This window comes from Agromyces cerinus, assembly GCF_016907835.1.
GTDB lineage: Bacteria > Actinomycetota > Actinomycetes > Actinomycetales > Microbacteriaceae > Agromyces > Agromyces nitratus.
In genome coordinates this window covers 427,998-449,472 of sequence record NZ_JAFBCT010000001.1, presented here as the reverse complement: position 1 = coordinate 449,472, position 21,475 = coordinate 427,998, and the positions used below count along the sequence as shown (strand labels likewise).

The 21,475-nt window shown below is 70.1% G+C and carries 19 protein-coding genes; 4 read left to right on the top strand and 15 right to left on the bottom strand.

Features of this window, described 5'->3' with window-relative positions:
* Window positions 1–18 precede the first annotated feature (18 nt).
* Window positions 19–387 (top strand): YrdB family protein, encoded by a 369-nt coding sequence (locus tag JOE59_RS02075; protein ID WP_204458734.1) that lies wholly within the window; start codon window positions 19–21, stop codon window positions 385–387.
* 46 nt (window positions 388–433) lie between these two features.
* Here the strand turns inward: JOE59_RS02075 and JOE59_RS02070 are convergent, their stop codons facing one another.
* On the bottom strand, window positions 434–1,489 hold the full coding sequence (locus tag JOE59_RS02070; protein ID WP_204458733.1) for a hypothetical protein: 1,056 nt from the start codon (window positions 1,487–1,489) through the stop codon (window positions 434–436).
* A gap of 102 nt (window positions 1,490–1,591) precedes the next feature.
* On the opposite strand from JOE59_RS02070, the gene JOE59_RS02065 reads away from it, so the two are divergent.
* Window positions 1,592–2,182 (top strand): TetR/AcrR family transcriptional regulator, encoded by a 591-nt coding sequence (locus JOE59_RS02065; protein WP_204458732.1) that lies wholly within the window; start codon window positions 1,592–1,594, stop codon window positions 2,180–2,182.
* A 70-nt stretch (window positions 2,183–2,252) separates the two neighbouring features.
* Here the strand turns inward: JOE59_RS02065 and JOE59_RS02060 are convergent, their stop codons facing one another.
* The 10 genes from JOE59_RS02060 to JOE59_RS02015 all read right to left on the bottom strand — a co-directional run bounded on the left by JOE59_RS02060 (window position 2,253) and on the right by JOE59_RS02015 (window position 14,172).
* Window positions 2,253–3,038, bottom strand: a complete 786-nt coding sequence (locus tag JOE59_RS02060) for a glucosamine-6-phosphate deaminase (RefSeq protein ID WP_204458731.1) — start codon at window positions 3,036–3,038, stop codon at window positions 2,253–2,255.
* The gene (locus tag JOE59_RS02055) at window positions 3,017–3,970 is read right to left on the bottom strand and encodes an ROK family protein (RefSeq protein ID WP_204458730.1); all 954 of its coding nucleotides are present in this window, start codon (window positions 3,968–3,970) and stop codon (window positions 3,017–3,019) included. The genes JOE59_RS02060 and JOE59_RS02055 overlap by 22 nt, the downstream gene beginning before the upstream one ends.
* Entirely contained in the window at window positions 3,967–5,502 is a 1,536-nt protein-coding gene (locus JOE59_RS02050) for a glycoside hydrolase family 3 protein (protein WP_204458729.1), read from the bottom strand. Before JOE59_RS02050 ends, JOE59_RS02055 begins: the two co-directional genes overlap by 4 nt.
* Window positions 5,499–6,431 (bottom strand): carbohydrate ABC transporter permease, encoded by a 933-nt coding sequence (locus JOE59_RS02045; RefSeq protein WP_204458728.1) that lies wholly within the window; start codon window positions 6,429–6,431, stop codon window positions 5,499–5,501. Before JOE59_RS02045 ends, JOE59_RS02050 begins: the two co-directional genes overlap by 4 nt.
* On the bottom strand, window positions 6,428–7,387 hold the full coding sequence (locus JOE59_RS02040) for a carbohydrate ABC transporter permease (RefSeq protein WP_307836913.1): 960 nt from the start codon (window positions 7,385–7,387) through the stop codon (window positions 6,428–6,430). The genes JOE59_RS02045 and JOE59_RS02040 overlap by 4 nt, the downstream gene beginning before the upstream one ends.
* Before the next feature lie 120 nt (window positions 7,388–7,507).
* Window positions 7,508–8,803, bottom strand: a complete 1,296-nt coding sequence (locus JOE59_RS02035; RefSeq protein WP_204458727.1) for an extracellular solute-binding protein — start codon at window positions 8,801–8,803, stop codon at window positions 7,508–7,510.
* Window positions 8,804–8,878: 75 nt separating this feature from the next.
* Window positions 8,879–10,129, bottom strand: coding sequence for an ROK family transcriptional regulator (locus JOE59_RS02030; protein WP_374191109.1), 1,251 nt, complete (start codon window positions 10,127–10,129; stop codon window positions 8,879–8,881).
* Window positions 10,130–10,191: 62 nt separating this feature from the next.
* On the bottom strand, window positions 10,192–12,072 hold the full coding sequence (locus JOE59_RS02025; protein ID WP_204458726.1) for a heavy metal translocating P-type ATPase: 1,881 nt from the start codon (window positions 12,070–12,072) through the stop codon (window positions 10,192–10,194).
* A gap of 144 nt (window positions 12,073–12,216) precedes the next feature.
* A complete protein-coding gene (locus JOE59_RS02020) occupies window positions 12,217–13,434 on the bottom strand; it encodes an NADP-dependent isocitrate dehydrogenase (protein WP_204458725.1) in 1,218 nt (405 codons plus the stop codon).
* Between the two features lie 114 nt (window positions 13,435–13,548).
* The gene (locus tag JOE59_RS02015) at window positions 13,549–14,172 is read right to left on the bottom strand and encodes a hypothetical protein (RefSeq protein ID WP_204458724.1); all 624 of its coding nucleotides are present in this window, start codon (window positions 14,170–14,172) and stop codon (window positions 13,549–13,551) included.
* 128 nt (window positions 14,173–14,300) lie between these two features.
* Here JOE59_RS02015 and JOE59_RS02010 point away from each other — a divergent pair, with 128 nt between their 5' ends.
* Together JOE59_RS02010 and JOE59_RS02005 are read left to right on the top strand one after the other, a co-directional pair.
* Entirely contained in the window at window positions 14,301–14,753 is a 453-nt protein-coding gene (locus tag JOE59_RS02010) for a GNAT family N-acetyltransferase (protein WP_074260178.1), read from the top strand.
* Window positions 14,754–14,782: 29 nt separating this feature from the next.
* A complete protein-coding gene (locus JOE59_RS02005) occupies window positions 14,783–15,100 on the top strand; it encodes an MGMT family protein (protein WP_204458723.1) in 318 nt (105 codons plus the stop codon).
* 36 nt (window positions 15,101–15,136) lie between these two features.
* Here the strand turns inward: JOE59_RS02005 and JOE59_RS02000 are convergent, their stop codons facing one another.
* The 4 genes from JOE59_RS02000 to JOE59_RS01985 all read right to left on the bottom strand — a co-directional run bounded on the left by JOE59_RS02000 (window position 15,137) and on the right by JOE59_RS01985 (window position 21,320).
* Entirely contained in the window at window positions 15,137–16,921 is a 1,785-nt protein-coding gene (locus JOE59_RS02000) for a sensor histidine kinase (protein ID WP_204458722.1), read from the bottom strand.
* On the bottom strand, window positions 16,921–17,586 hold the full coding sequence (locus JOE59_RS01995; RefSeq protein ID WP_179550901.1) for a response regulator transcription factor: 666 nt from the start codon (window positions 17,584–17,586) through the stop codon (window positions 16,921–16,923). The genes JOE59_RS02000 and JOE59_RS01995 overlap by 1 nt, the downstream gene beginning before the upstream one ends.
* A gap of 147 nt (window positions 17,587–17,733) precedes the next feature.
* Window positions 17,734–19,539 (bottom strand): ABC transporter ATP-binding protein, encoded by a 1,806-nt coding sequence (locus JOE59_RS01990; RefSeq protein ID WP_204458721.1) that lies wholly within the window; start codon window positions 19,537–19,539, stop codon window positions 17,734–17,736.
* The gene (locus tag JOE59_RS01985; protein WP_204458720.1) at window positions 19,536–21,320 is read right to left on the bottom strand and encodes an ABC transporter ATP-binding protein; all 1,785 of its coding nucleotides are present in this window, start codon (window positions 21,318–21,320) and stop codon (window positions 19,536–19,538) included. The genes JOE59_RS01990 and JOE59_RS01985 overlap by 4 nt, the downstream gene beginning before the upstream one ends.
* Window positions 21,321–21,475: the final 155 nt, after the last annotated feature.

Here is a 21,475-nt window from a genome sequence, read left to right as displayed (position 1 = left end):
CGGGTAGGCTTGTCGGTTGTGAGCGACGCACAACAGCACGAGCAGCAGCCGAAGATCGGGCCGAACGACATCCTCCGGTTCCTCCTCGAACTCTTCGCGTTCGTCTCCCTCGGCATCTGGGGCTTCCTGGCGTTCCCGCTGCCCTGGCCGGGTGTGCTCGTCGGCATCGGCGCGCCGCTCCTCGCCATCCTCGCGTGGGCGCTGTTCGTGTCGCCGAAGGCGGTGTTCCGCGTCGACGCGTTCGGCAAGGCGATCGTGGAGATCGCCGTCTTCTCGGCCGCCGCGATCGGCTGGTGGACCCTCGGCCAGCCCGTCGTCGCCGTCATCTTCGCGGTCGTCGCCGCGGTGAGCGGCATCATCAACGGCCGCAAGGAACTCGCCGGCTGACCTCTGGTGCCCCGGCCCGGTCGAGCCGCCACTCGGGGCCGCCGACTCAGGCCGCGACGGCCGCCTCGGCGTCGGGTTCGGCACCGCCCGCGGTGCGGAAGTGTCCGATGACCGAGAGCAGCAGCCCGCCGACGGCCCACGCTCCGAGCACCAGCCAGGGGAACGTCATGTCGGCCGACGGGAAGTACGAGAGCTCACGAACGAGGGTCGCCGCCGCACCCGGCGGGAACCACTGCCCGATGTCGCCCCACGGCACCGGGTAGAACTCCTTCGGCACCGCTGCGCCCGAGATCGGGTTGGCGAACAGCAGCATGACGACCGGCCCGACGGCGATGCCGGCTCGGCCGATGAGCGCCACGAATCCGGTGATCGGCGCGGCGATCGCCGCGAGCGCGAGCGCGATGGCCGCCGCGTTCAGCAGGTAGTCGCCCTGCAGCGCCCCGAACCAGCCCTGCAGGATGCCGGCGAGCACGAGCCCGCCCGCGGTCGAGTAGAGCAGCACGGCGAAGACCCTGCGCATCGCGCCGATGACGGCGAACGAGATAGCGATGCCGCCGAGCATGCCGCCGAGCACGAGCGGGAAGAGCGCTGCGGTGAGCCCGGTGCCCCGCGAGTCGGAGTCGGCGAGCGGCACGACGTCGGTGACGGCGACCTCGATGTGCGGCGGCGCGGCGGGTGCACCGGCGGCCTCGGCTGCGGCCTCGGCCTGGGCGTTCACGCCCTCTTCGAGTCCGCTCGCGATGCCGGTGAGCAGCTGGGCGACCACGAGGCTCGACGCCGAGGAGGTGAGCACCTCGGGTTCGGCTCCGAGCACGATGGCGCCGTACACCTCACGGGATTCGATCGCGGCGACGGCGGCGTCCCGATCGTCGACCGTGTCGAACGCGATGGCGCCCGGCGACTGCTCGTCGACCGTGGCCTCGACCGCCGAGACCGCCTCGGCAGGGCCTGCGATCGCGATCGGCAGGTTCTTCGCGTCGGCCGTCACCGAGGGCCATGAGAAGGCGAGCACGATGACGGCGACGACCGCGGCGAGCGCGAGCGCGATGCCGACCACGCGGCCGATTGGGGTGTGCCGATTCGCGGCATCCGAGTTGGCCATGATCTCCTCCGAAGAAAAACGAATGTTCGTTCTTTATAATTCTGAGCGCGCCGTCTAGGCTTGTCAAGAACGAACATCCGCTCATCGACGGGGAATCCGAGCATGCCGAAGGTCACCGCCGCGTACCGCGAGGCGCGCAGGGACGAGATCATCGACGCCGCGCTGCGGGCCTTCGCCGCAAAGGGCTTCCAGGGCACCTCGATGGCCGACGTCATCGCCGAGACCGGCCTGTCGGCCGGAGCGATCTACGGGCACTTCGCCGGCAAGAAGGAACTGTTCGCCGCAGTCGCCGGTCGGGTGCTCGACTCCCGCAGCAGCGAGCTCGACGCCCAGCGCCGCGGCGGGGAGCCGCTCCCGCCCGGGCAGATCATCGCCACCCTCCTCGACGGCATGCGCCGTGAGCCGTTCGGCAATGTCATCGTGCAGCTCTGGGGCGAAGCAGCCGTCGACGACGAGATCCGCCTGCTCGTGCAGGGCGTGTTCCACCGGCTGCGCGACACCGTGCGCGCCCGGCTCCTCGAGTGGGCCGCCGCCGATCCACGGCGCGTCGACGGCGACCCCGAGGAGTGGGCCGCCCGGCTCGCGCCGGTCGTGCTCGGCCTCGGCCCCGGGTACATGGTGCAGCGCCTCATCGTCGACGACTTCGACGATGAGGCGTACCTGCGCACGCTCAGCGAGGCACTCCCCCACTGACGATGAGCGGATGCCGCGGCATCCGCTCACCCGACGGCGACAGCTCGACTGCCGCGGGAGCCGGCTTCGCTCAGATGCCCTGCCAGCCGGGTTTGTTCGCCCAGGCGTGGCGGTAGTAGTCGAGGTTCTCGAGTTCGGCTGCCGCGGCCTCGTCGACGATGACCGTGGTGTGCGGGTGCAACTGGACCGCCGAGCCCGGCTGGCTCGCCGAGACGGGCCCCTCGACGGCGGCCGCGACCGCGTGGGCCTTCGCGGCGCCGAACGCGAGCAGCACGAGGTGACGCGCGCGGAGGATCGTGCCGATGCCCTGCGTGATGCAGTGCATGGGCACGTCGGCCGGCGAATCGAAGAAGCGGGCGTTGTCGAGTCGGGTCGCCTCGGTGAGGGTCTTGACCCGGGTGAGCGAAGCGAGCGACGAGCCCGGCTCGTTGAAGCCGATGTGGCCGGTGCGCCCGATGCCGAGGATCTGCAGGTCGACGCCGCCGGCCGCGGTGATCGCCGCCTCGTAGTCGGCGCCGGCGTGCTCGATCGAGGCGGGGTCGCCGTTCGGCACGCGCACGAGCTCGGGAGTGAGCCCGAGCGGCTCGACGACCTCGCGGGAGATGACCGCGCGGTAGCTCTCGGGGTGGCCGGGCGGCAGCCCGACGTACTCGTCGAGCGCGAATCCGCGCACGCCGCGCACGTCGATCGCGTCGTCGGCGATGCGTTGTGCGAGCGCACGGTAGCTCGCGAGCGGCGTCGAACCCGTCGCGAGGCCGAGCACCACATCGGGCTTCGAGCGGATGAGCGAGACGATCGTGTCGGCCACGAGAGCGCCTGCGGCGTCCTCGTTCGCTACGACGACGACTTCAGCCATGGGTCTTCTCCTACGAGGGCGGCGCCGACGGCGGCCGCTGGGAATCCGGGTGGAATGACCTGCACGCGAGTGGCGAGGTCGGTCGATGCGAGGAAGGCCGACTCGGCCGCCCACCGATTCAGGATACGGCGTGTGCCGACGAGGAGCGGCCCACCGAGGGCGGCGAGCCCGCCGCCGATCACGACGGTGTCGACGTCGACGGTCAGCACGAGCAGGCGAACCGCCGCGGCGACGCCGGTGAGGAAGTCCTCGCGCACCGCGATCGCGTGCGCGTCGCCGGCCTCGGCGGCATCGAAGAGTTCACGTGCCGGATGCTCGGAGTTCGACGGCCAGGTGCGCGCGATCGCGAGACCCGATGCCACCGTCTCGAGGCATCCGCGCTGCCCGCACCCGCACACCACTCCGGCCGGATCGATCGGGATGTGGCCGATCTCGCCCGCGACGCCGTGGCCACCGCGGAGGAGCCGCCCATCGAGCACCACGCCCGCCGCGAGTCCCGTGCCGAGGTTGAGGTACGCCATCGACGAGGCTCGACGCTCGCCGGGCCGGTCGACCCGGTCGCCGGACCGGCCGAGCAGGTGGTGGGCGCCGAGGGCCGCCGCCTTCACGTCATTCTCGACGCGCACGTCGACGCCGAGGCGGTCGAAGAGGCGGCGACCGAGGTCGAGCCCGTCGAGCCCGAGGTTCACCGCGTGCTCCACACGGCCGGTCGCGCTGTCGACCGCCCCGGGGATGCCGATGCCGATCGAGGTGAACGACGCCGCACCGACCCCCGCGAGTTCGCTCATGCGCTCTACGGTGCGCAGCGCCGTCGCGACGACCTCCTCCGCGCCGAAGCCCGTGGGCATCCGCACCTGGTCGGTCAGCTCTCCATCGGCACCGATCGCCACCGCAGCAGTCTTCGTGCCACCGATGTCGATGCCGAGCCTCACGACGTCGCCACCGCGGCCCTGAGCACGTCGTCGACGAACTCGATGACCGCCTCGCCGAGGAGGCGTGCTGCCCCGAACGTCGAGACGTCGGCGTAGGCGCGATCGTTCGACGGCCAGCCCATGTCGATCGTCACGACGTCGTCGCGCACCGCGCGCAGCGCGTCGATCGCTGAGCGGGCGAACGCATGCCGGTGCAGGTCCTTGCCCACGACGAGCACCGTGCCCTCGAGCGCTGCGGGGTCGGCGAGGCCCTGGTGCGCCGACACGGCGACCGTCTCGGCGCCGCCGAGCCACGACGGGCGTTCCGAGACGTCCTCGGCGGCGAAGGGGCCCCACGGCGCGACCCCGACGGCGATGTTCGCCACGGCGTCGACCCGCACCACGGTGCCGACCCGAGTCGATCGGGCGAGGCGTTCGCGTGCGGCATCCGTCACCTCGAACGCGCCGATGACCCTGGCGATCTCCTCGGCATCGTGCCGCGGCTCGATCGAGGCCGGAAGCGCCGGCCCTGCGGGCACCGGAACCGATTCGGCCGCGAGCGCACGCACCCTGGCGGCGGATTCGCGCACGCGCGCCTCGGGGAGCCGGCCCGTCGCGATCGCGACCTCGACTGCGCCGACGATCTCGGCCATCTCCTCGGCCGAGTTGTCGGAGCCGATGCAGAGCAGGTCGCACCCGGCGGCGAGGGCGCGCACCGCAGCCTCTGGGATGCCGTGCACGCCGCTCGCCCCCTTCATGTCCAGGGCGTCGGTGACGATGACGCCCTCGAACCCCAGCTCCCCGCGGAGCAGGCCGTTCAGGATCTGCGGGGAGAGGGTGGCCGGGTTCTCGGGATCGAGCTCGGGCATCAGGATGTGCGAGGTCATGATCGTGCGGCTGCCGGCGGCGATCGCGGCCCGGAACGGCACGAGCTCGCGCTCGCGCAGGGTGGCGAGCGGCACGTCGACGATGGGAAGCGCGAGGTGCGAGTCCGTCGCGGTGTCGCCGTGGCCCGGGAAGTGCTTGGCGCTGGCCGCCACGCCCGTCTGCTGCAACGCCGTCGTCCACGCTGCCGAGTGACGCGCCACGAGCTCGGGGTCGGCGCCGAAGCTGCGGATGCCGATCACCGGGTTGTCGGCGTTCGCGTTCACGTCGACGTCGGGGGCGAAGGTCACGGTGCATCCGGTCGCGGCGAGCGCCTCGCCCACGGCCCGGGCGACGCGCGCAGTCAACTCGACGTCGTCGATGCGGCCCAGCACCGCGTTGCCGGGGAACGGCGCGCCGCGGTCGTAGAACAACCGGGTGACGTCGCCGCCCTCCTCGTCGATCGCGATCACGGCGAGCGGGTTCGCCGTGCGCAGCGTCGCGTTCAGCGCGCGCAGCTGCTCGGGCGATTCGATGTTCTGCCCGAAGAGGCAGACCCCGCCGAGTCCGTCGCGGAGCAGCCCGAGCACCCAGTCGGGAGCGTTCAGGCCGTCGAAGCCCGGCAACAGCGTCGTGAGGATGTCCCGGCGGAGGTCGATGCCCGCGCCGGTCGAATCGATGCGGGTCATCCCTTGACCGCTCCGCTCACGAGTCCGCTCGTCATCCGTCCCTGCACGATGAGGAAGAACACGATCACCGGCACCGCGACGAGGGTGGACGCGGCCATCACCTGGCCCCAGTCGGTCTCGCGTGTGGCGCTGGCCTGGATGAACCCGCGCAGCCAGAGCGGCAGCGTGTGCATCTGTTCGGCGGGCAGCAGCACGAGGGCGACCGTGAACTCGTTCCACGCCTGGAGGAACGCGAACACACCGGATGCCACGAGCCCGGGAGCCAGCAGCGGGAACGTGATGCGCATGAACGCCTGGGTGCGGCTGAGGCCGTCGACCATCGCCGCCTCCTCGAGGTCGGCCGGGATACCGGCGACGAAGCCGCGCAGCATCCACACCGTGAACGGCACGACGGCCGCGGTGTAGATGATGCTGACGCCGATCACCGAGTTCAGCAGGCCGACGCTCGAGACCATCTTGTACTGCGCGATGAACAGGCCCTCGGCCGGCAGCATCTGCACGATGAGCACGGCGAGCACGAAGGCCTTGCGGCCCTTGAACCGGAAGCGGCTGATCGCAACCGCCGCGAGGAACGCGAACAGGAGGCAGCAGAAGACCGCGATGAGCGTGACCGAGAGGCTGATGCCGAGGGCCGAGTAGAACGAGCCGCCGTCGAGCACGTTCTCGTAGTTGTCGAGCGAGCCGCCGATGGGCAGGAACGTCGGGATGAAGGACTGCAGCGTGCGGTTGGGCAGCAGCGACGAGTTCAGCATCCAGTAGACGGGGAAGACCCAGGCGATCGCGATCACGAACGCGAGGATCGTGAGCACGACTCGGCGGGGGCGGAAGCGCCGGCTCCACCGCGTGCGGGTGCGGACTCGGGCGACGGGGATCGCCGACGCGGTGGCTCCGAGCTCGCCGCCAGTGGGGATCGTGACGGAGGTGGTCATGACTGTTCGTCCTCCTTGAGCAGGGAGCGCACGTAGAACCAGCTGATCGCGAGAGTCAGTGCGAGCACGAAGATGGAGACGGCCGACGCCATTCCGAAGTCCTGCGATCCGGCGCCGAGCTTGTAGATGTAGGTGCCGAGCAGGTCGAAGTCGGAGGCCTTCGAGCCGGCGTCCTGCAGCATCGTGATCTGCGTGAACACGCGCAGGTCCCAGATGAGCTGGAGCAGCAGCACGATCATGATGACCGGCCGGATCATCGGCATGATGATGTAGCGCAGGCGCTTCGCGCCGTTCGCGCCGTCGAGCTGGGCGGCCTCGAGCACCTCGTCGGAGACCTGGGTGAGGCCGGCGTACACCGAGAAGGCGACGAACGGCACCGACATCCAGATCACGATGATGCTCGCGACGATGAAGAAGGTGAGCGGGTTCGACAGCCACGAGAAGCGGTTCATGTCGACGCCCGGGATCATGTCGAGCAGGTAGTTCACGACGCCGCGCCGGCGGTCGAAGAGCCAGATCCACACAGTCATCGCGGCGACGACGGGCATCGCCCAGGCGAGCAGCAACGAGATCTGCAGCGTGAGTCGCGCAGTGCGCCCCACCGCTGTCATGAGCATGGCGAGGAGGAGTCCCACGACGAGCGTGAGGGCCGCGGTGATGAAGCAGAACAGCAGCGAACGACCGACGACCTGCCACATGGTGGGATCGGTCGCGAGGGTGATGTAGTTCTCGAATCCGACGAAGTCCGCCGGCTGCCCGAACTGCTGCTTGATGCCGAATTCCTGCATCGAGGTGATCACCTGCCACACGAGCGGGTAGCCCATGCCGACGAGGAGGATGAGGATGGCGGGGATGAGGAGCAGGTGGGGCACCGAGAGGAAGCGGCGCCTGCCCGCGGGGGTGCGAGGCTTCGCCGGTTCAGTCGCGACGACATCGCGGGTGATGGAATCTGTCACGGTCTCATCCTCCTTTCGAGTGGTGCTGGTGTCACGGACTTCATGGGTGGGGCCGCGGGCGAAGACTCGCCCGCGGCCCCGCGTGTTGCAGGTTGCGGATGCCGCGGCATCCGCTCGGTGCTAGTTGAGGAGCTCGTTCAGCTTCTCGTCGTACTCGGCAGCGAGGTCGGCGACGTCGCCGCCGCCCGAGACCTTGCCGAAGAACTCCTCGAGGATGCCGGCACCCTCGACCGCTGCCCAACCGGGAGCGGCAGGGGTCAGCTTCGAGCCGGCAGCCGACTCGATGAGCGCCTTCGCGAACTGGTCGTCGCCGAGGCTCGACGCGTAGTCGAGGTTGGCCGGGCCGAGCCCGTTCTCGCCGAGCATCGTCTGGTACTCCTCGGAGAAGATGATCTTCATGAGCTCCTTGGCGCCGGCCTGGTTCTTGCTGGCCGCCGACACGGCGATGTTCGATCCACCTGCGAAGACCGGGGCGACGCCGCCGTCGATGCCGGGGAGCACGAAGGTGCCGAAGACGTCGTCGTTCCACGTCGCGATCGTCTTGGTCGAGTCAGCGGGGTCCGGAGCGAGGTCGCCGATCGACCAGTGCGCCCATCCGGGAGCGATGATCGTGGCGGCTTCGGGCTTGCCGGTGGCGTCGTTGTTGTTGATGTTCACCCACGGGGTGCTGTCGAACTCGGTGACGGGCGCGTTCGAGGCACCCGTGAAGAGGGCCTGGAACTGCTCGAGGCCCTTGACCGACTCGTCGGACGAGAGGGCGCTGACCCACTTGTCGCCGTCCTTCACCGCGAGCTCGCCGCCGTTGGCGAAGATCCACGAGATGCCGTTGCGCCAGTCGGAGCCGCCGATGTAGAAGCCCGACTGCGCGTCGGTGCGGAGCGACGTGACGGTCTCTCCGAACTCGTCGAGCGTGGCGGGAACGGTCTTGCCCGCGGCGTCCCAGATGTCCTTGCGGTAGAAGTTGTAGCGCGAACCGAAGTAGTACGGCAGTGCGTACTGCGCCCCGTCGACCTCGCCGACCTCGACGAACGACTTCAGCAGCTTGTCGCCGCCGAGCTCGTCGTACATGTCGGAGAGATCGGTGAAGGCGCCCGCGTTCGTGAACGTCGGCGACCAGGTGTTGCCGATCTCGGTGACATCGGGGGTGTTCGCGGCGTCGGGAAGCGCGGTGGTGAGCTTCGCGACCGCGTCGCCCCAGCCCTGCTCCTCGATCGTCAGCTTGCCACCGGTGGCGTCTGCGTACTCGGACTTCAGGTAGTCGCGCAGCGCGTCGGGCGTGTCGCCGCCCATCAGCCACAGCGTGATGTTCTGGCCATCTGCAGACCCGTCGTCGGCAGGCTCGCCGGTCGAGCTGCAACCGGCGAGAACGAGTGCGGCGGCGGTTGCGATCGCCGCGGCAGCGTACTTCCTCTTCATTGCGGTTTCCTTCTCTTGGTTGGGGTGTGGTGCGCCGGAACCGGTTCGGGTGAACACGTCCGGATGGCGGGTCAGCTAGGTGACCCCGAGTTGTCCGGAAAGGACCATGACGGCCGCGCCGCGAAGGACGATGTCCTCCGCCTGCTCGGACATCCGGAGCCTCAGATCACGGTTGAATTCCGTCATCGTCCGCTTCCGGAGCGTGTCGACGGCGGCCTCGTGGAACACGCCGTCAAGCAGTTGGGCCGGGCCGCTCAACACGACCTCGGAGAGGTTCAGTGCGCCGACCACGGGTGCGAGCACGATGCCGAGTCGTCGGCCGGCCTCGCGGAGGATGTCGTCACGAGCGGATGCCGCGGCGCCGGTGCCGCCGTCGCCGTCGAGTTCGGCGAGCTGCGCGGTCAGCCGCGGTGCGGCCACCCAGGCCTCGAGGCATCCGTCTCTGCCGCAGGCGCAGCGGGGTCCGCTGTCGGTGCCGACGACGACGTGGCCGATCTCGCCGGCCGCGAAGCCGCCCCCGACGACCGGTCGTCCGCCGATGATCAGGCCGGCGCCGACACCGTGGCCGACCTTGACGAGCAGCAGGTCGTCGTGATCGGAGGAGCCGTGCTCGGCGAGCACGGCGACGTTCGCGTCGTTGGCGACGTGCACGGGCAGCGCGAAGCGGGCGGCGAGGCGGGCCTGCAGGGCGACGTCGCTCCAGCCGAGGTTCGGGGCCGAGCGCACGACCCCGTGCGGGTCGACGACACCGGGCGAACCGATGCCGATACCGAGCACGGGGGTCGAGGTGCGGGCGAGCAGGCGTTCGACGAGCGCCTCGACGAGGAGCACGGCCGACTCGCCGGTGGCGCCGTCGCGGCAGACCTCGTCGCGATCGATGATCTGGCTGTCGAGACCGACCACCGCACCGCGGAACACCTCGTGCTCCGAGAGATCGACCCCGATGATGTGGAACGCCTCGCGGTCGACGTCGATGAGCGTGGCCGGCTTGCCGGGGCGGACGTCTTCGCGCTGCCCGAGCTCGATCACGAGGCCCTCGGCGATGAGATCGGCGACGAGGTCGGAGATCGTGACCCGGGTGAGGCCGGTCTCGCGCGCGACATCCGCTCGGCTCTGCGCGCCTGCCGAGTAGAGGGTCTGCAGCACGAGTGCGCGGTTGTGGGTGCGGGCATGCTCGGGCAGCACCTTGCCGGTGGGACGGAGGGCGCGCGAGCGGCCGAAGATGACGGCGCCGGGCGTGGATGCGGCGTGCAGTTCGGAGGCCACCGGAGAGGTGGGGGGCGTCGGCTCCGTGACCGGGCCTCGCTGTGCATCCGTTGCAGTCACGTTTGTTAGTAAACCTTACGAACAAACCCTTCGCAAGAGTTCGCCGCGATTTCCTCGTGGTGTTACCGAGTTGTGACCAGTGAGCGGATGCGCCGGTCCGCCGCGTCCGACTTCGCGTCGAGCCGGCCCCCGATCGCCCGGAGCGCCGCGAGGATCGTCACGAGGTCGACCACCTCCTGCAGGAGGGCGCCGATCGTCGCGGGGATCACGCCGAACGCGGCGATGATCATCAGCCCGATGCTCACCATGATGCCGAGCCAGATGCTCTGCAACGCGATGCGCACCGTGTCGCGGCCGATCTCGACCGCCTTCGCCGTGCGCGAGATATCGTCGACGAGGATCACCGCCGACGCCGACTCGCTCGCCGCCGTCGCACCCTTCGCCCCCATCGCGATGCCGACGTCGGCCGCGGCGAGCACCGGCGCGTCGTTCACGCCGTCGCCGACCATGATGACCGGCCGCTCGGCGATCGCCGCGACCTCCGCGACCTTGTCGGCGGGCAGGCAGTCGGCACGCACCCTCGTGATGCCGAGCTCTGCGGCGATGTGGTCGGCGGTCGCCTTCGCGTCGCCGGTGAGCATCATCGTCTGGTGCACGCCGAGCTCGCCCAGACGCGCGAGCGTGGCATGCGCGTTGTCGCGCAGGCGGTCGCTCGCGAGGATCGCCCCGGCGAAGCGCCCGTCGACGGCGACGTAGACGGCGAGCTCGCCCGGCGCGATGGCGGTGCGCTCGGCGCCTGGCGCGTGCTCCTGCACGAACGCGAACTTGCCGACGACGACCTCGCGCCCGCCGAGTTTCGCCGCCACGCCGTTCGTCGCGGCCTCGCGCGCCCACTCGGCCTCGACGAGCGGCAGACCGCGATGCTTCGCCGCCTCGATCATCGAGGTCGCGAGCACATGGGAGGAGTACTGCTCGGCCGAGGCGACCGCTGCGAGCAGCTCGTCTTCGCCGAAGCCCGGTTCCGGGCGGATCGCGACGAGCGTCGGCGCGCCGTACGTGAGCGTGCCGGTCTTGTCGAAGACGGCGGTCTTCGCCGCGGCGAGCTGCTCGAGCACTCCGCCGCCCTTCACGATCACGCCGTTCCTCGCGGAGCGGCTCATGCCGCCGATGAACGCGACCGGTGCCGCGATGAGCAGGGGGCACGGAGTGGCGAGCACGAGCACCTCGGCGAAGCGCACAGGGTCGCCCGAGACCCACCACGCCACCCCGGCGAGCGCGAGCGAGAAGACGGTGAACGGCACGGCGTAGCGATCGGCCAGCCGCACGACCGGGGCCTTCGACTCGGCCGCCGCGGTGACGAGGGCCACGATCTGCTGGTACTGGCTGTCGGCAGCGGATGCCGCGGCGACGACCTCGACCGCGGACTGGCCGTTGACCGAACCGCTCAGCACCAGATCGCCGGCCTGCTTCTCGACCGGCACGGGCTCCCCCGTGATCGACGACTCGTCGAAGCTCGCCTCGTGCGAACGCAGCGTCGCGTCGACCGGCACGATCTCGCTCGGCCGCACGAGCAGCACATCGCCGACCTGCACGTCGGCCGCGAGCACCTCGACGATGGCGTCGCCCTCCATGCGGTGCGCGTGCTGCGGCGATCGCGTCAGGAGCGCGTCGAGCTCGCGCTTGGCGCGGCGGTTGGCGTAGTCCTCGAGCGCGGCCCCGCCCGTGAGCATGAGCACGACGAGGAGGGCGGCGATGTACTCCCCGACGAGCACCGTCGCGACGATCGCGGTGACCGCGAGGATGTCGAGGCCCCAATGCCCGCGCAGGATGTCGCGAATCATGCCGACGGCCTGCCAGGCCGCGACGCCGAGGGCGTAGACGCTGAAGATCCACGGCACGGCGCTGCCCGCCCCAGTGAGCGCGAGGACGATGCCGGCGAGACCGATGCCGAGTGTGAGGGTCACGACCCAGTACCGGCGTGCGAGCTTCAGAAGGCGTGCCATGCGTCCATCCTCCCCTCGTTCCGCCGTCCGGTCGATCGCCCGCCCCGGGTGCGCGCGATTCCGGCACTCCCCCGAGCGGGCGGACGGAAACGGAACGGGGGCCGGATGCCAGCGGCATCCGACCCCCGTCTCGAGGCGTTTCGACTACGCGGCGATGCGCGCCTTCAGGTTGTCGGCCAGCGTTGCGAGGAACTCCTCGGTCGTCTGGTAGCCCTGCTCGGGGCCGACGAGGAGCGCGAGGTCCTTCGTCATGGCGCCCGACTCGACGGTCGTGATGACGACGTCTTCGAGGGTGGCGGCGAACTCGATGAGCTCGGGGTTGCCGTCGAGCTTGCCGCGGTGCGCGAGGCCGCGCGTCCAGGCGAAGATCGAGGCGATCGGGTTCGTCGAGGTCGGCTTGCCGGCCTGGTGCTGGCGGTAGTGACGCGTCACGGTGCCGTGCGCCGCCTCGGCCTCGACGACCTTGCCGTCGGGAGTGGCGAGCACCGAGGTCATGAGGCCGAGCGAGCCGAAGCCCTGCGCGACGGTGTCGGACTGCACGTCGCCATCGTAGTTCTTGCAAGCCCAGACGTAGCCGCCCTCCCACTTCATGGCCGAGGCGACCATGTCGTCGATGAGGCGGTGCTCGTAGGTGAGGCCCGCTGCGTCGAACTGCTCCTTGAACTCGGTGTCGAAGATCTCCTGGAAGATGTCCTTGAAGCGGCCGTCGTACGCCTTCAGGATCGTGTTCTTCGTCGAGAGGTACACCGGGTAGTTGCGCGAGAGGCCGTAGTTCAGCGAGGCGCGGGCGAAGTCGCGGATCGAGGCGTCGAGGTTGTACTGCACCTGCGCGATGCCGTCGCCCGGGGACTGGTAGACCTCGAACTGCTGCGGCTCGCCGCCATCCTTCGGGGTGAACGAGACCGAGAGGGTGCCCTCGCCCTTGAAGAGGAAGTCGGTGGCGCGGTACTGGTCGCCGAAGGCGTGACGGCCGATGATGATCGGCTTGTTCCAGCCGGGCACGAGGCGCGGGATGTTCGAGATGATGATCGGCTCGCGGAAGATGACACCGCCGAGGATGTTGCGGATCGTGCCGTTCGGCGACTTCCACATCTTCTTCAGGCCGAACTCCTCGACGCGCGCCTCGTCGGGCGTGATCGTCGCGCACTTGACGCCGACGCCGTGCTTCTGGATGGCGTGGGCCGCGTCGATGGTGATCTGGTCGTCGGTCTCGTCGCGCTTCTGGATCGAGAGGTCGTAGTACTCGAGGTTCACGTCGAGGTAGGGGTGGATGAGCGTGTCTTTGATGGCCTGCCAGATGATGCGCGTCATCTCGTCGCCGTCGAGTTCGACGACGGTGCCTTCAACCTTGATCTTGGACAAGAGGGTCTCTCCTTGGATCTACTGGGGGAAACGGGGAAGTGTGCGGGCGGTCGGACACGCCGTCTGCCAGCTTACCGCGTCGCTCGAATATCTCGACATCGAGAGAGTTGCAGCTCAGATGCCGGCCTTGTCGCGGATGTCCGTGAGCAGTTCGTCGATCATGGCGCGCTGGAGCTGCACCGTCGAGTAGGTGCCGACGACGAGCAGGTCGTCCCCATCGGTGATCAGGCTGTAGGTGAGGTGGTCGGGCGTCGTCCCGCCCGTGTCGGCGAGCAGCACGACGACGCCCGACTCGGGGTCGCTGAGATCGGCGAGGCTCACCGGTCCGTCGCACTCGGCGCCGTCTTCGGCGATCTGCTCGACGAGCGCCTGCCAGTCCTCGTCGGAGTCCTGCACGATCGAGACCGAGAGCTGGGCGGCCATCCATTCGAGGTCGAACATCCGCGAGGCGTCGGGCTCGACCGACACGTCGCCCGAGAAGTCGCCGCCGCACACTCCTCGCGAATCGTCGGAATCCGCGGCGTCACCCGGGTCGTCCGTCGGTTCGGACTCGGCGTCGGGCTGCGCGATCCAGCCGTCCGGCAGGTCCTCGGCGGTCGGCAGCCGATCAGCGGCCGAGACGTCGGGCACCGCAGCGGTCGGCTCGGCGCTCGGCACCGATTCGGCGCTCGACGCGCATCCGCTCAGCAGCATCGCCGAGGCGATCACCAGACCCGACCACATGAACCCTCGACGCATGACGTCCCATCTCCTCCGACGACCGACAACCCGCGAGAGACTATCAGTGGCTCCGCGCGCACCGCGGCGGTGCGGCTTTGTTGGCTCTCGGCTACCGACGCGGCGGCCCCACGGGTTAGCCTTGGCGCATGGCTGAGCTGAGACTGGAAGATCTGTCGGCGTCGAACATCGTGGCGGCGAACTCGTTGTCGCTCAAGCCCGGCCAGGAGCAGTTCATCGCCCCGGTCACCTACTCCGCCGAGTCCTCGGTCGTGAACCCCGCCACCGCCTGGCAGCGCGTCGCCCTGCTCGAGGATCGCGTCGTCGGCTTCATCCACGGCAACTTCGACCCCGAGAACGAGCACGAGGAGTTCCGGGCCTGCATCTGGCGCATCAACGTCGACGCCGAGGTGCAGGGCAAGGGCGTCGGCCGGTTCCTCGCGACGGCGCTCGCCGAAGAGGCCAAGCACCGCGGGTTCGACCGCATCACCGTGCTGTGGGAGCCGGGCGAAGAGGGCCCCGAGGCGTTCTTCCACCGCATCGGCTTCACCGACATCGGCGAGACCGCGTACGGCGACGTCATCGGCGCGCTCGAACTCTGACGAGGCACCCGGGCGATCAGGCGCAGCGGATGCCGCAGCAGCATGCCGAGGGGTTCGTCGAGGCGGTGCTCGTGGTCGTCGCCGACATTCCCGCGGGGCAGGTCGCGACCTATGGCGATGTCGCGGCGCTGCTCGGCTCGCGCGGCGCACGCGCCGTCGGGCAGGTGATGGCGCGCTCCGGCGGCGACGTGCCGTGGTGGCGGGTCGTGCGCGCGGGCGGGCGCCCGCCCGCCGGGCATGCCGAACGAGCACGGCGGCATTACGACGCCGAGGGCACCCCGCTCCGCCCCTCGTCCGACGACGACGGCTACCGCATCGATCTCGCGGCGTGCCGCTGGCGCGGCTGACCTCGACAGGTCAGCGCTGCGCGGCCGATCCCCGCATCAGGGGGAGGTGAACCGGCCGAGCGGGATCCGGATGGTGATCGTCGTTCCCGCCCCCGGCGGGCTCTCGAGGCGGAACCGTCCGCCGACGGCGTCGACCCGGTCGGCGATGCCCAGCATGCCGCTGCCCTCGGCGGATGCCCCGCCGACCCCGTTGTCGCGCACCACGAGCTCGAGCTCGCCGTCGATGAGGGCGGCGCGCACCCAGCCCCGGGTCGCCTGCGCGTGCTTCGCGACGTTCGCGAGCGCCTCGGAGACCACGAAGTACGCCGTCGACTCGACCACCTCGGGGAGCCGCCCCTCGGGCTGCACGTCGATCTCGACCGGCACGGGGCAGCGTCCGGCGAGCTCGGGCACGGCGAGCGCGAGCCCGCCCGACGACAGCAGCGAGGGATGGATGCCGTGGGCGAGCTCGCGAAGCTCCTTGAGCGCCTGGTTCAGCATCAGGATCGTGCCGTCGAGTTCGACCCCGAGCGGCTCGACCCCGCGGTCGCGGGCCTGGTTCGCCGCGAGGCGCAGGCGCATGCCGAGGGAGACGAGGTGCTGCTGCGCCCCGTCGTGCAGGTCTCGCTCGATGCGCCGCCGCGCCTCGTCGCCGGCCTCGAGGATGCGGCTCCGCGACTGGCGCACCTGTTCGAGGGTGCGCTCGATCTCGGACCGCAGCCGGCCGTTGTCGACCGAGAGGCGCAGTGCGCTCGAGACGCCGTCGAGCAGGCGCATGTTGTCGGTGAGCACCCGGTCGTGGCGGATGACGGCGATGGGCATGCCGGTCGGCGAGGAGACGGGCAGCAGGCCGTGGTCGCTGCGCCGGGCGGCGGTGCTGTCGTCGAGCGGCTCCCCCGACGCATCCGCATACCTGGCTCGCTCCTCGTCCCACCAGTAGACGCGCACGGAGGCGTCGCGCAGGGTGCGAGCGAGGGACTCCGCCCAGAGCCCCCGGTCGGCGCCCTCTCGCGTGATGCGCATGAGGTCGGCGACGCGGGCGCGCATGTTGCGCGCATGCGAGATGCCGGCGACGAAGCTGACGGGGATTGAGGCGATCGCCACGAGCGAGACCGTGTCGAGCACGAGGTCGGCGCTGCCCGAGGCGTACGCCGCGGCCTGGGTCGCGAGGGTGATCACCCAGGCGATCAGGGCGATCGGCATGAGGAACGCGACGGTGCGGGCCGGCACGCTGCCGCGCACCCACCGCACGAGCAGTCGCACGGCGATGACGATCGCGAGCAGCACGCCGATGGCGCGGTAGCCGACGTCGAAGATCGCGAACACGCCGGGTGCGTCGGCGACGAGGTAGGGATTGGCGGCGCAGTCGCAGACCTCGGGCGACGGCTGGCCGAGCAGCAGCACGCCGATCAGGTAGCCGACCGAGGTGACGAGCGCGATGCTCGCGATCCAGCGGTCGACGCCGTCGATCAGGCGGCCGCGGGGGTAGAGCAGCACGAGGATGCCGGTGAGCACCGCCCACCAGAGGTGCACGCCGTAGACGAAGGGCCAGAGCCAGGCGACGTGCTCGATGACGCGGAGGAAGGAGAGCGGGATCCACACGAGCGGGAAGGCGACCATGAGGCGGGCCGGCAGGCGCGAGGGGCCGATGGCCCACGCCACGCCGGCGCATGCGGCGAACACGAGCGGCACGATCGCGTGCAGCGTCGTCCACGACACCTCGCGCCGCAGCGCATCGGGAGTCGCGATGAACCCCGTGATCTCCATCGTGAGGCTCGCGGCGACGACGAGCGCGATGACGATCGAGCGCCTGATGATCCGGCCCTTGCGGCCGGGGGCCATCACCTCGCGCCGAGGAGCGTCAGCACCGCGAGCACCCTCCGGTGATGCTCGGGCGACTCCTCGAGGTCGAGTTTCTGCAGGATGGAGCGCACGTGCGTCTCGACGGTCTTCAGTCCGAGGAAGAGCGTCTGCGCGATGCCGCCGTTGGAGTAGCCCTGGGCCATGAGCTCGAGCACCGACCGCTCGCGCTCGGTGAGGCGCGAGAGCGGGTCGTCGGCGCGCGTGCGCTGCACGAGCTGCTCGACGACCTCGGGGTCGACGACCGAGCCGCCGGAGGCGACCGTCTCGACGGCGCGAACGAGGGTCTGGGGCTCGGAGACGCGCTCCTTCAGGAGGTACCCGGTGCCGCTGCCCGCGCCCATCACCCGCAGCGCGTACTCGGGCGTCGCGTACATCGACAGCAGCAGCACGCCGATCGTCGAGCCCTGTGCCCGCATCTCCTCGAGCGCGAGGATGCCCTCGTCGCGGTAGCTCGGCGGCATCCTGATGTCGAGCACCGCCGCGTCGAGCCCGCCGCGTGCGGCGACCTCGAGCAGCTCGACGCCCGTGCCGACCGAGGCGACGACCTCGAGGCCTCCGTCGACGAGTACCTTCGCGATGCCCTCGCGCAGGAGGAGCGCATCGTCGGCGATCGCGACGCGAAGGGGACGTTCGGGCGTCTCCATGTCTCCTCCAATCCCAAGGCAGGCTCAACCTTGGCGGTGTGCCCGCCTGTCGCGAGCGTATCGCGCGCGGGGCACCCGCCGCGCGCCCAATTCAGGGGGTGCCCCGAGGCGGGCACCCCCGCACGCCGTCAGACTGGATGATTCGGCTCAGACCAGCGAGTCGCGCCAGGCCGCGTGCATCGCAGCGAAATGGCCCGTACCGGCGATGAGATCGGCCGGCGACCCGTCTTCGACGATGCGCCCGTGCTCCATCACGAGCACCCGGTCGGCGATCGCGACCGTCGACAGCCGGTGCGCGATGATCACCGCGGTGCGGTCGGCGAGGAGCTTGGTCAGCCCCTCCTGCACGAGCCGCTCGCTCGGGATGTCGAGCGAGGAGGTCGCCTCGTCGAGGATGAGCACGGCGGGGTTCGCGAGGAACGCGCGCGCGAACGAGATGAGCTGCCGCTGGCCGGCGCTGACCCGCCCGCCGCGCTTGTTCACGTCGGTGTCGTAGCCGTTCGGCAGACCCTCGATGAACTCGTGCGCACCGACCGCCATCGCCGCGCGCACGATCTCGTCGAACGACGCGTCGGGCTTGCCGAGCGCGATGTTGTCGGCCACCGATCCCGAGAAGAGGTACGCCTCCTGCGTGACCATGACGATCGCGCGCCGGAGGTCCTTCGGGTGCAGGTCGGTGAGCGAGACGCCGTCGAGGGTGACCGCCCCGTCGCTCGGGTCGTAGAAGCGCGCGATGAGTTTCGCGAGCGTCGACTTGCCCGCTCCCGTCGACCCGACGAGGGCGATGGTCTGCCCCGCAGGCACGTCGAGATCGAAGCGCGGCAGGATGACGCGGTCCTTCGTGTAGGCGAACTCGACGCTGTCGAAGCGCACGCGACCCTCCGCGTTCCAGAGGTCGACCGGCTTCACCGGATCGGGCACGCTCGGCTCCTCCTCGAGCACGCCCGAGATCTTCTCGAGGGCCGACGAGGCCGACTGGTACCCGTTGTAGAACATCGCCATGTCCTCCATCGGGTCGAAGAAGCGCTTCGTGTAGAGCACGACCGAGAGCAGCACGCCGACGCCCATCGCGCCGTCGACGACCCGGAATCCGCCGAGCACGAGGGTGGCCGCGACCGCGGTGTTGCCGATGAGGGCGAGCCCCGGGTTGTAGACCGCGAAGAGACCCAGCACCTTGGCGTTCACGTCGCGGTAGTCCTCGACGAGTCCGCCGAACTCCGTCTCGTTGCGGCGCTGCTTGCGGAAGGCCTGCACCGCGCGGATGCCGGTCATGGTCTCGACGAACTGCACGATGAGCTTGGCCGACGCCACTCGCGACCGCCGGAACAGCTGCTGCGAGCGCACCTGGAACCATCGGGTGAGGATGCCGAGCGGGATCAGCGCGACGAGCAGCACGAGTGCCGACGGGGCGTCGACGATGACGAGCATGATGCCGGTGAACACCATGTACATGAGGCCGCGCACGAGGAGCGTCAGCCCCTCGTCCATGAGCTCGCGGATCGCGTCGAGGTCGCTCGTCTGCCGCGAGATGATGCGCCCCGAGGTGTAGGACTCGTGGAACTCGAGCGAGAGCTTCTGCGTGTGCAGGAACACCCGGGTGCGGAGGTCGATCAGCACCGCCTGGCTGATTCGCGCCGACTGCCGGATGTACACCGAGATGAGGAACGCGCCCGCGAGCCCGGTCAGCAGGTAGGCGATGCCCGCGAACGCGACCGGGAACCAGTTCTGCTCAATGAGCGCCGGGATGCCCTGGTCGATGCCGTACCCGATGAGTGCCGGGCCGGCGACCTGGGCGGCCGACGAGATGATGATGGCGACCGCCGTCCACCAGAGCCGCGCCTTCTGCGGAGCGAGGAGCGACCCGAGCAGGCGCCGCGAGCGAGCGCGGATCTGCGCGGATTCGGCCTTCGAGTAGTCCTGGCGTTCTTCGCCCTGTACACCGGTGACGCTCATGATGCGGCCTCCTCTCGGATCGTGGTGTCGACGTCGACGGCATCGACGCCGGTGCTTCTGCGCTCCTCGTCTTCGAGGCTCGTGATGACGAAGCGGTAGTGCTCGCTCTCGCGGAGGAGTTCGGAGTGCGTGCCGACCGCCGTCACCCGGCCCTGTTCGAGCAGTGCGACCCGGTCGGCGAGCATGACCGTCGACGGTCGGTGCGCCACGATGAGCGCGGTGGTCGACGCGAGCACCGAACGGAGCTCGGCCTCGACCCGTGCCTCGGTCGCGACGTCGAGCGCCGAGAGCGGGTCGTCGAGCACGAGCACCGCGGGCTTGGCCGCGACGGCGCGTGCGAGCGCGAGACGCTGCCGCTGGCCGCCCGAGAGGCTCATGCCCTCCTCGCCGACCTTCGTGTCGAGCCCGTCGGGCAACTCGTAGGCGAAGCCCGCCTGGGCGATGCGCAGGGCCTCGTCGAGCACGCGATCGGCCTCGGCCCGCACCGACGGTTCGTCGCCCGCCAGTTCCGGCCGCCCGAGCAGCACGTTGTCCCTGACCGAGGCGCTGAAGAGCGTGGCATCCTCGAACGCCATCGCGATGTGGGTGCGCAGCTCGTCGCGGCTGAAGGCGCGCACGTCGACGCCGTCGAGGGTCACCGAGCCCGCGGTGACGTCGTAGAGCCGCGTCGTGAGCGCGGTCATCGTCGTCTTGCCGCAGCCCGTGAGGCCGACGAGTGCCATCGTCTCCCCGGGCTCCAGCACGAGGTCGACGCCGTCGAGCAGGTCGCCGAATCGCTCCGGCGAGTCCTGGTAGCGGAAGTGCACGTCATTGAAGGCGAGTTCGCCTCGCGGCCGCTCGAGCGTGCGCGGCGCGGCCGGGTCGACGATCGTGTTCTCGCTGTCGAGGATGTCGAAGAACCGGTCGGTCGCGGTGCGCGCGTCGAGCGCGAACGCCAGCATGAAGCCGATCGACTCGATCGGCCAGGCGAGCACCGTCGCGGTCGCGAAGAACGCGACGAGCTCGCCGACGCTGAGCTGGCCCTGCGAGGCGAGCCAGACGCCCACCACGAGGCAGATCGACAGGGCGATCGCGGGCACGACCATGATCCACACCCAGATGTTCGCGTCGAGGCGCGCCTTCTCGATCTCGGTGCTGCGCAGTGACTCGGCCTGCGCACGGAAGGTCGAGAGGGCGTGCTTGCCCCGCCCGAACGCCTTCAGCACGCGGATGCCGTGCACCGACTCCTCGACCGCGGTCGCGAGGTCGCCCGCCTGGTCCTGGCTGAGCCGCGACATCTCGGAGTACCGGCCCTCGAAGCGCCAGCCCGCCCACCACAACGGCAGCGAGCAGACGAGGAAGATGAGCCCGAGGAACCAGTTCATCGACATCAGGATGCCGACGCCGACCACGATGATGACGACGTTGGCCCCGGTCAGCACGAGTCCGAACGACAGCCACCGACGGATCAGGCCGAGGTCGCTGACCGCGCGGGAGAGCAGCTGGCCGCTCGGCCAGCGATCGTGGAAGCTCACCGGAAGGTCCTGCAGCTTCGCGTACAGGGCGTTGCGCATGCGCGCCTCGACCTTGGTGCCGGGGCCGACCACGAGCCAGCGCCGGATCGCGAAGAGGATCGCCTCGACGGCTCCGAGCACGAAGACGAGCAGCGCGAGCGGCAGGACCGCGTCGGCCTCCTGGTTCGCGAGCGGCCCGTCGACGATCTGCTGCAGCACCTGCGGGATCGTCAGCGCGATGAGCTGGGCGACGAGGGCCGCGGCCATGCTGCCGGCGAATGCCGGCATGGCGGGACCGGCGTATTCGCGCAGTCGCCAGAGCGCGCGGACGGTGCTGAGTCGAGGAGGCTGCGACGCGGGTTCGGGCGCGTCGGGTGCGGTCGGCGTTTGCAGGGATACGGACACAGCCGGGTTCCAATCGGGATGGGAGCACCGAGCGCCCG

What these genes read in the sequence shown, in the direction of transcription:
- JOE59_RS02070 (WP_204458733.1), bottom strand. Translation starts at nt 1,489, where the DNA reads ATGGCCAACTCGGATGCCGCGAATCGGCACACCCCAATCGGCCGCGTG.
- JOE59_RS02065 (WP_204458732.1), top strand. Translation starts at nt 1,592, where the DNA reads ATGCCGAAGGTCACCGCCGCGTACCGCGAGGCGCGCAGGGACGAGATC.
- JOE59_RS02060 (WP_204458731.1), bottom strand. Translation starts at nt 3,038, where the DNA reads ATGGCTGAAGTCGTCGTCGTAGCGAACGAGGACGCCGCAGGCGCTCTC.
- JOE59_RS02050 (WP_204458729.1), bottom strand. Translation starts at nt 5,502, where the DNA reads ATGACCCGCATCGATTCGACCGGCGCGGGCATCGACCTCCGCCGGGAC.
- JOE59_RS02045 (WP_204458728.1), bottom strand. Translation starts at nt 6,431, where the DNA reads ATGACCACCTCCGTCACGATCCCCACTGGCGGCGAGCTCGGAGCCACC.
- JOE59_RS02035 (WP_204458727.1), bottom strand. Translation starts at nt 8,803, where the DNA reads ATGAAGAGGAAGTACGCTGCCGCGGCGATCGCAACCGCCGCCGCACTC.
- JOE59_RS02025 (WP_204458726.1), bottom strand. Translation starts at nt 12,072, where the DNA reads ATGGCACGCCTTCTGAAGCTCGCACGCCGGTACTGGGTCGTGACCCTC.
- JOE59_RS02015 (WP_204458724.1), bottom strand. Translation starts at nt 14,172, where the DNA reads ATGCGTCGAGGGTTCATGTGGTCGGGTCTGGTGATCGCCTCGGCGATG.
- JOE59_RS02010 (WP_074260178.1), top strand. Translation starts at nt 14,301, where the DNA reads ATGGCTGAGCTGAGACTGGAAGATCTGTCGGCGTCGAACATCGTGGCG.
- JOE59_RS02005 (WP_204458723.1), top strand. Translation starts at nt 14,783, where the DNA reads ATGCCGCAGCAGCATGCCGAGGGGTTCGTCGAGGCGGTGCTCGTGGTC.
- JOE59_RS02000 (WP_204458722.1), bottom strand. Translation starts at nt 16,921, where the DNA reads ATGGCCCCCGGCCGCAAGGGCCGGATCATCAGGCGCTCGATCGTCATC.
- JOE59_RS01995 (WP_179550901.1), bottom strand. Translation starts at nt 17,586, where the DNA reads ATGGAGACGCCCGAACGTCCCCTTCGCGTCGCGATCGCCGACGATGCG.
- JOE59_RS01990 (WP_204458721.1), bottom strand. Translation starts at nt 19,539, where the DNA reads ATGAGCGTCACCGGTGTACAGGGCGAAGAACGCCAGGACTACTCGAAG.
- JOE59_RS01985 (WP_204458720.1), bottom strand. Translation starts at nt 21,320, where the DNA reads ATGCCGGCATTCGCCGGCAGCATGGCCGCGGCCCTCGTCGCCCAGCTC.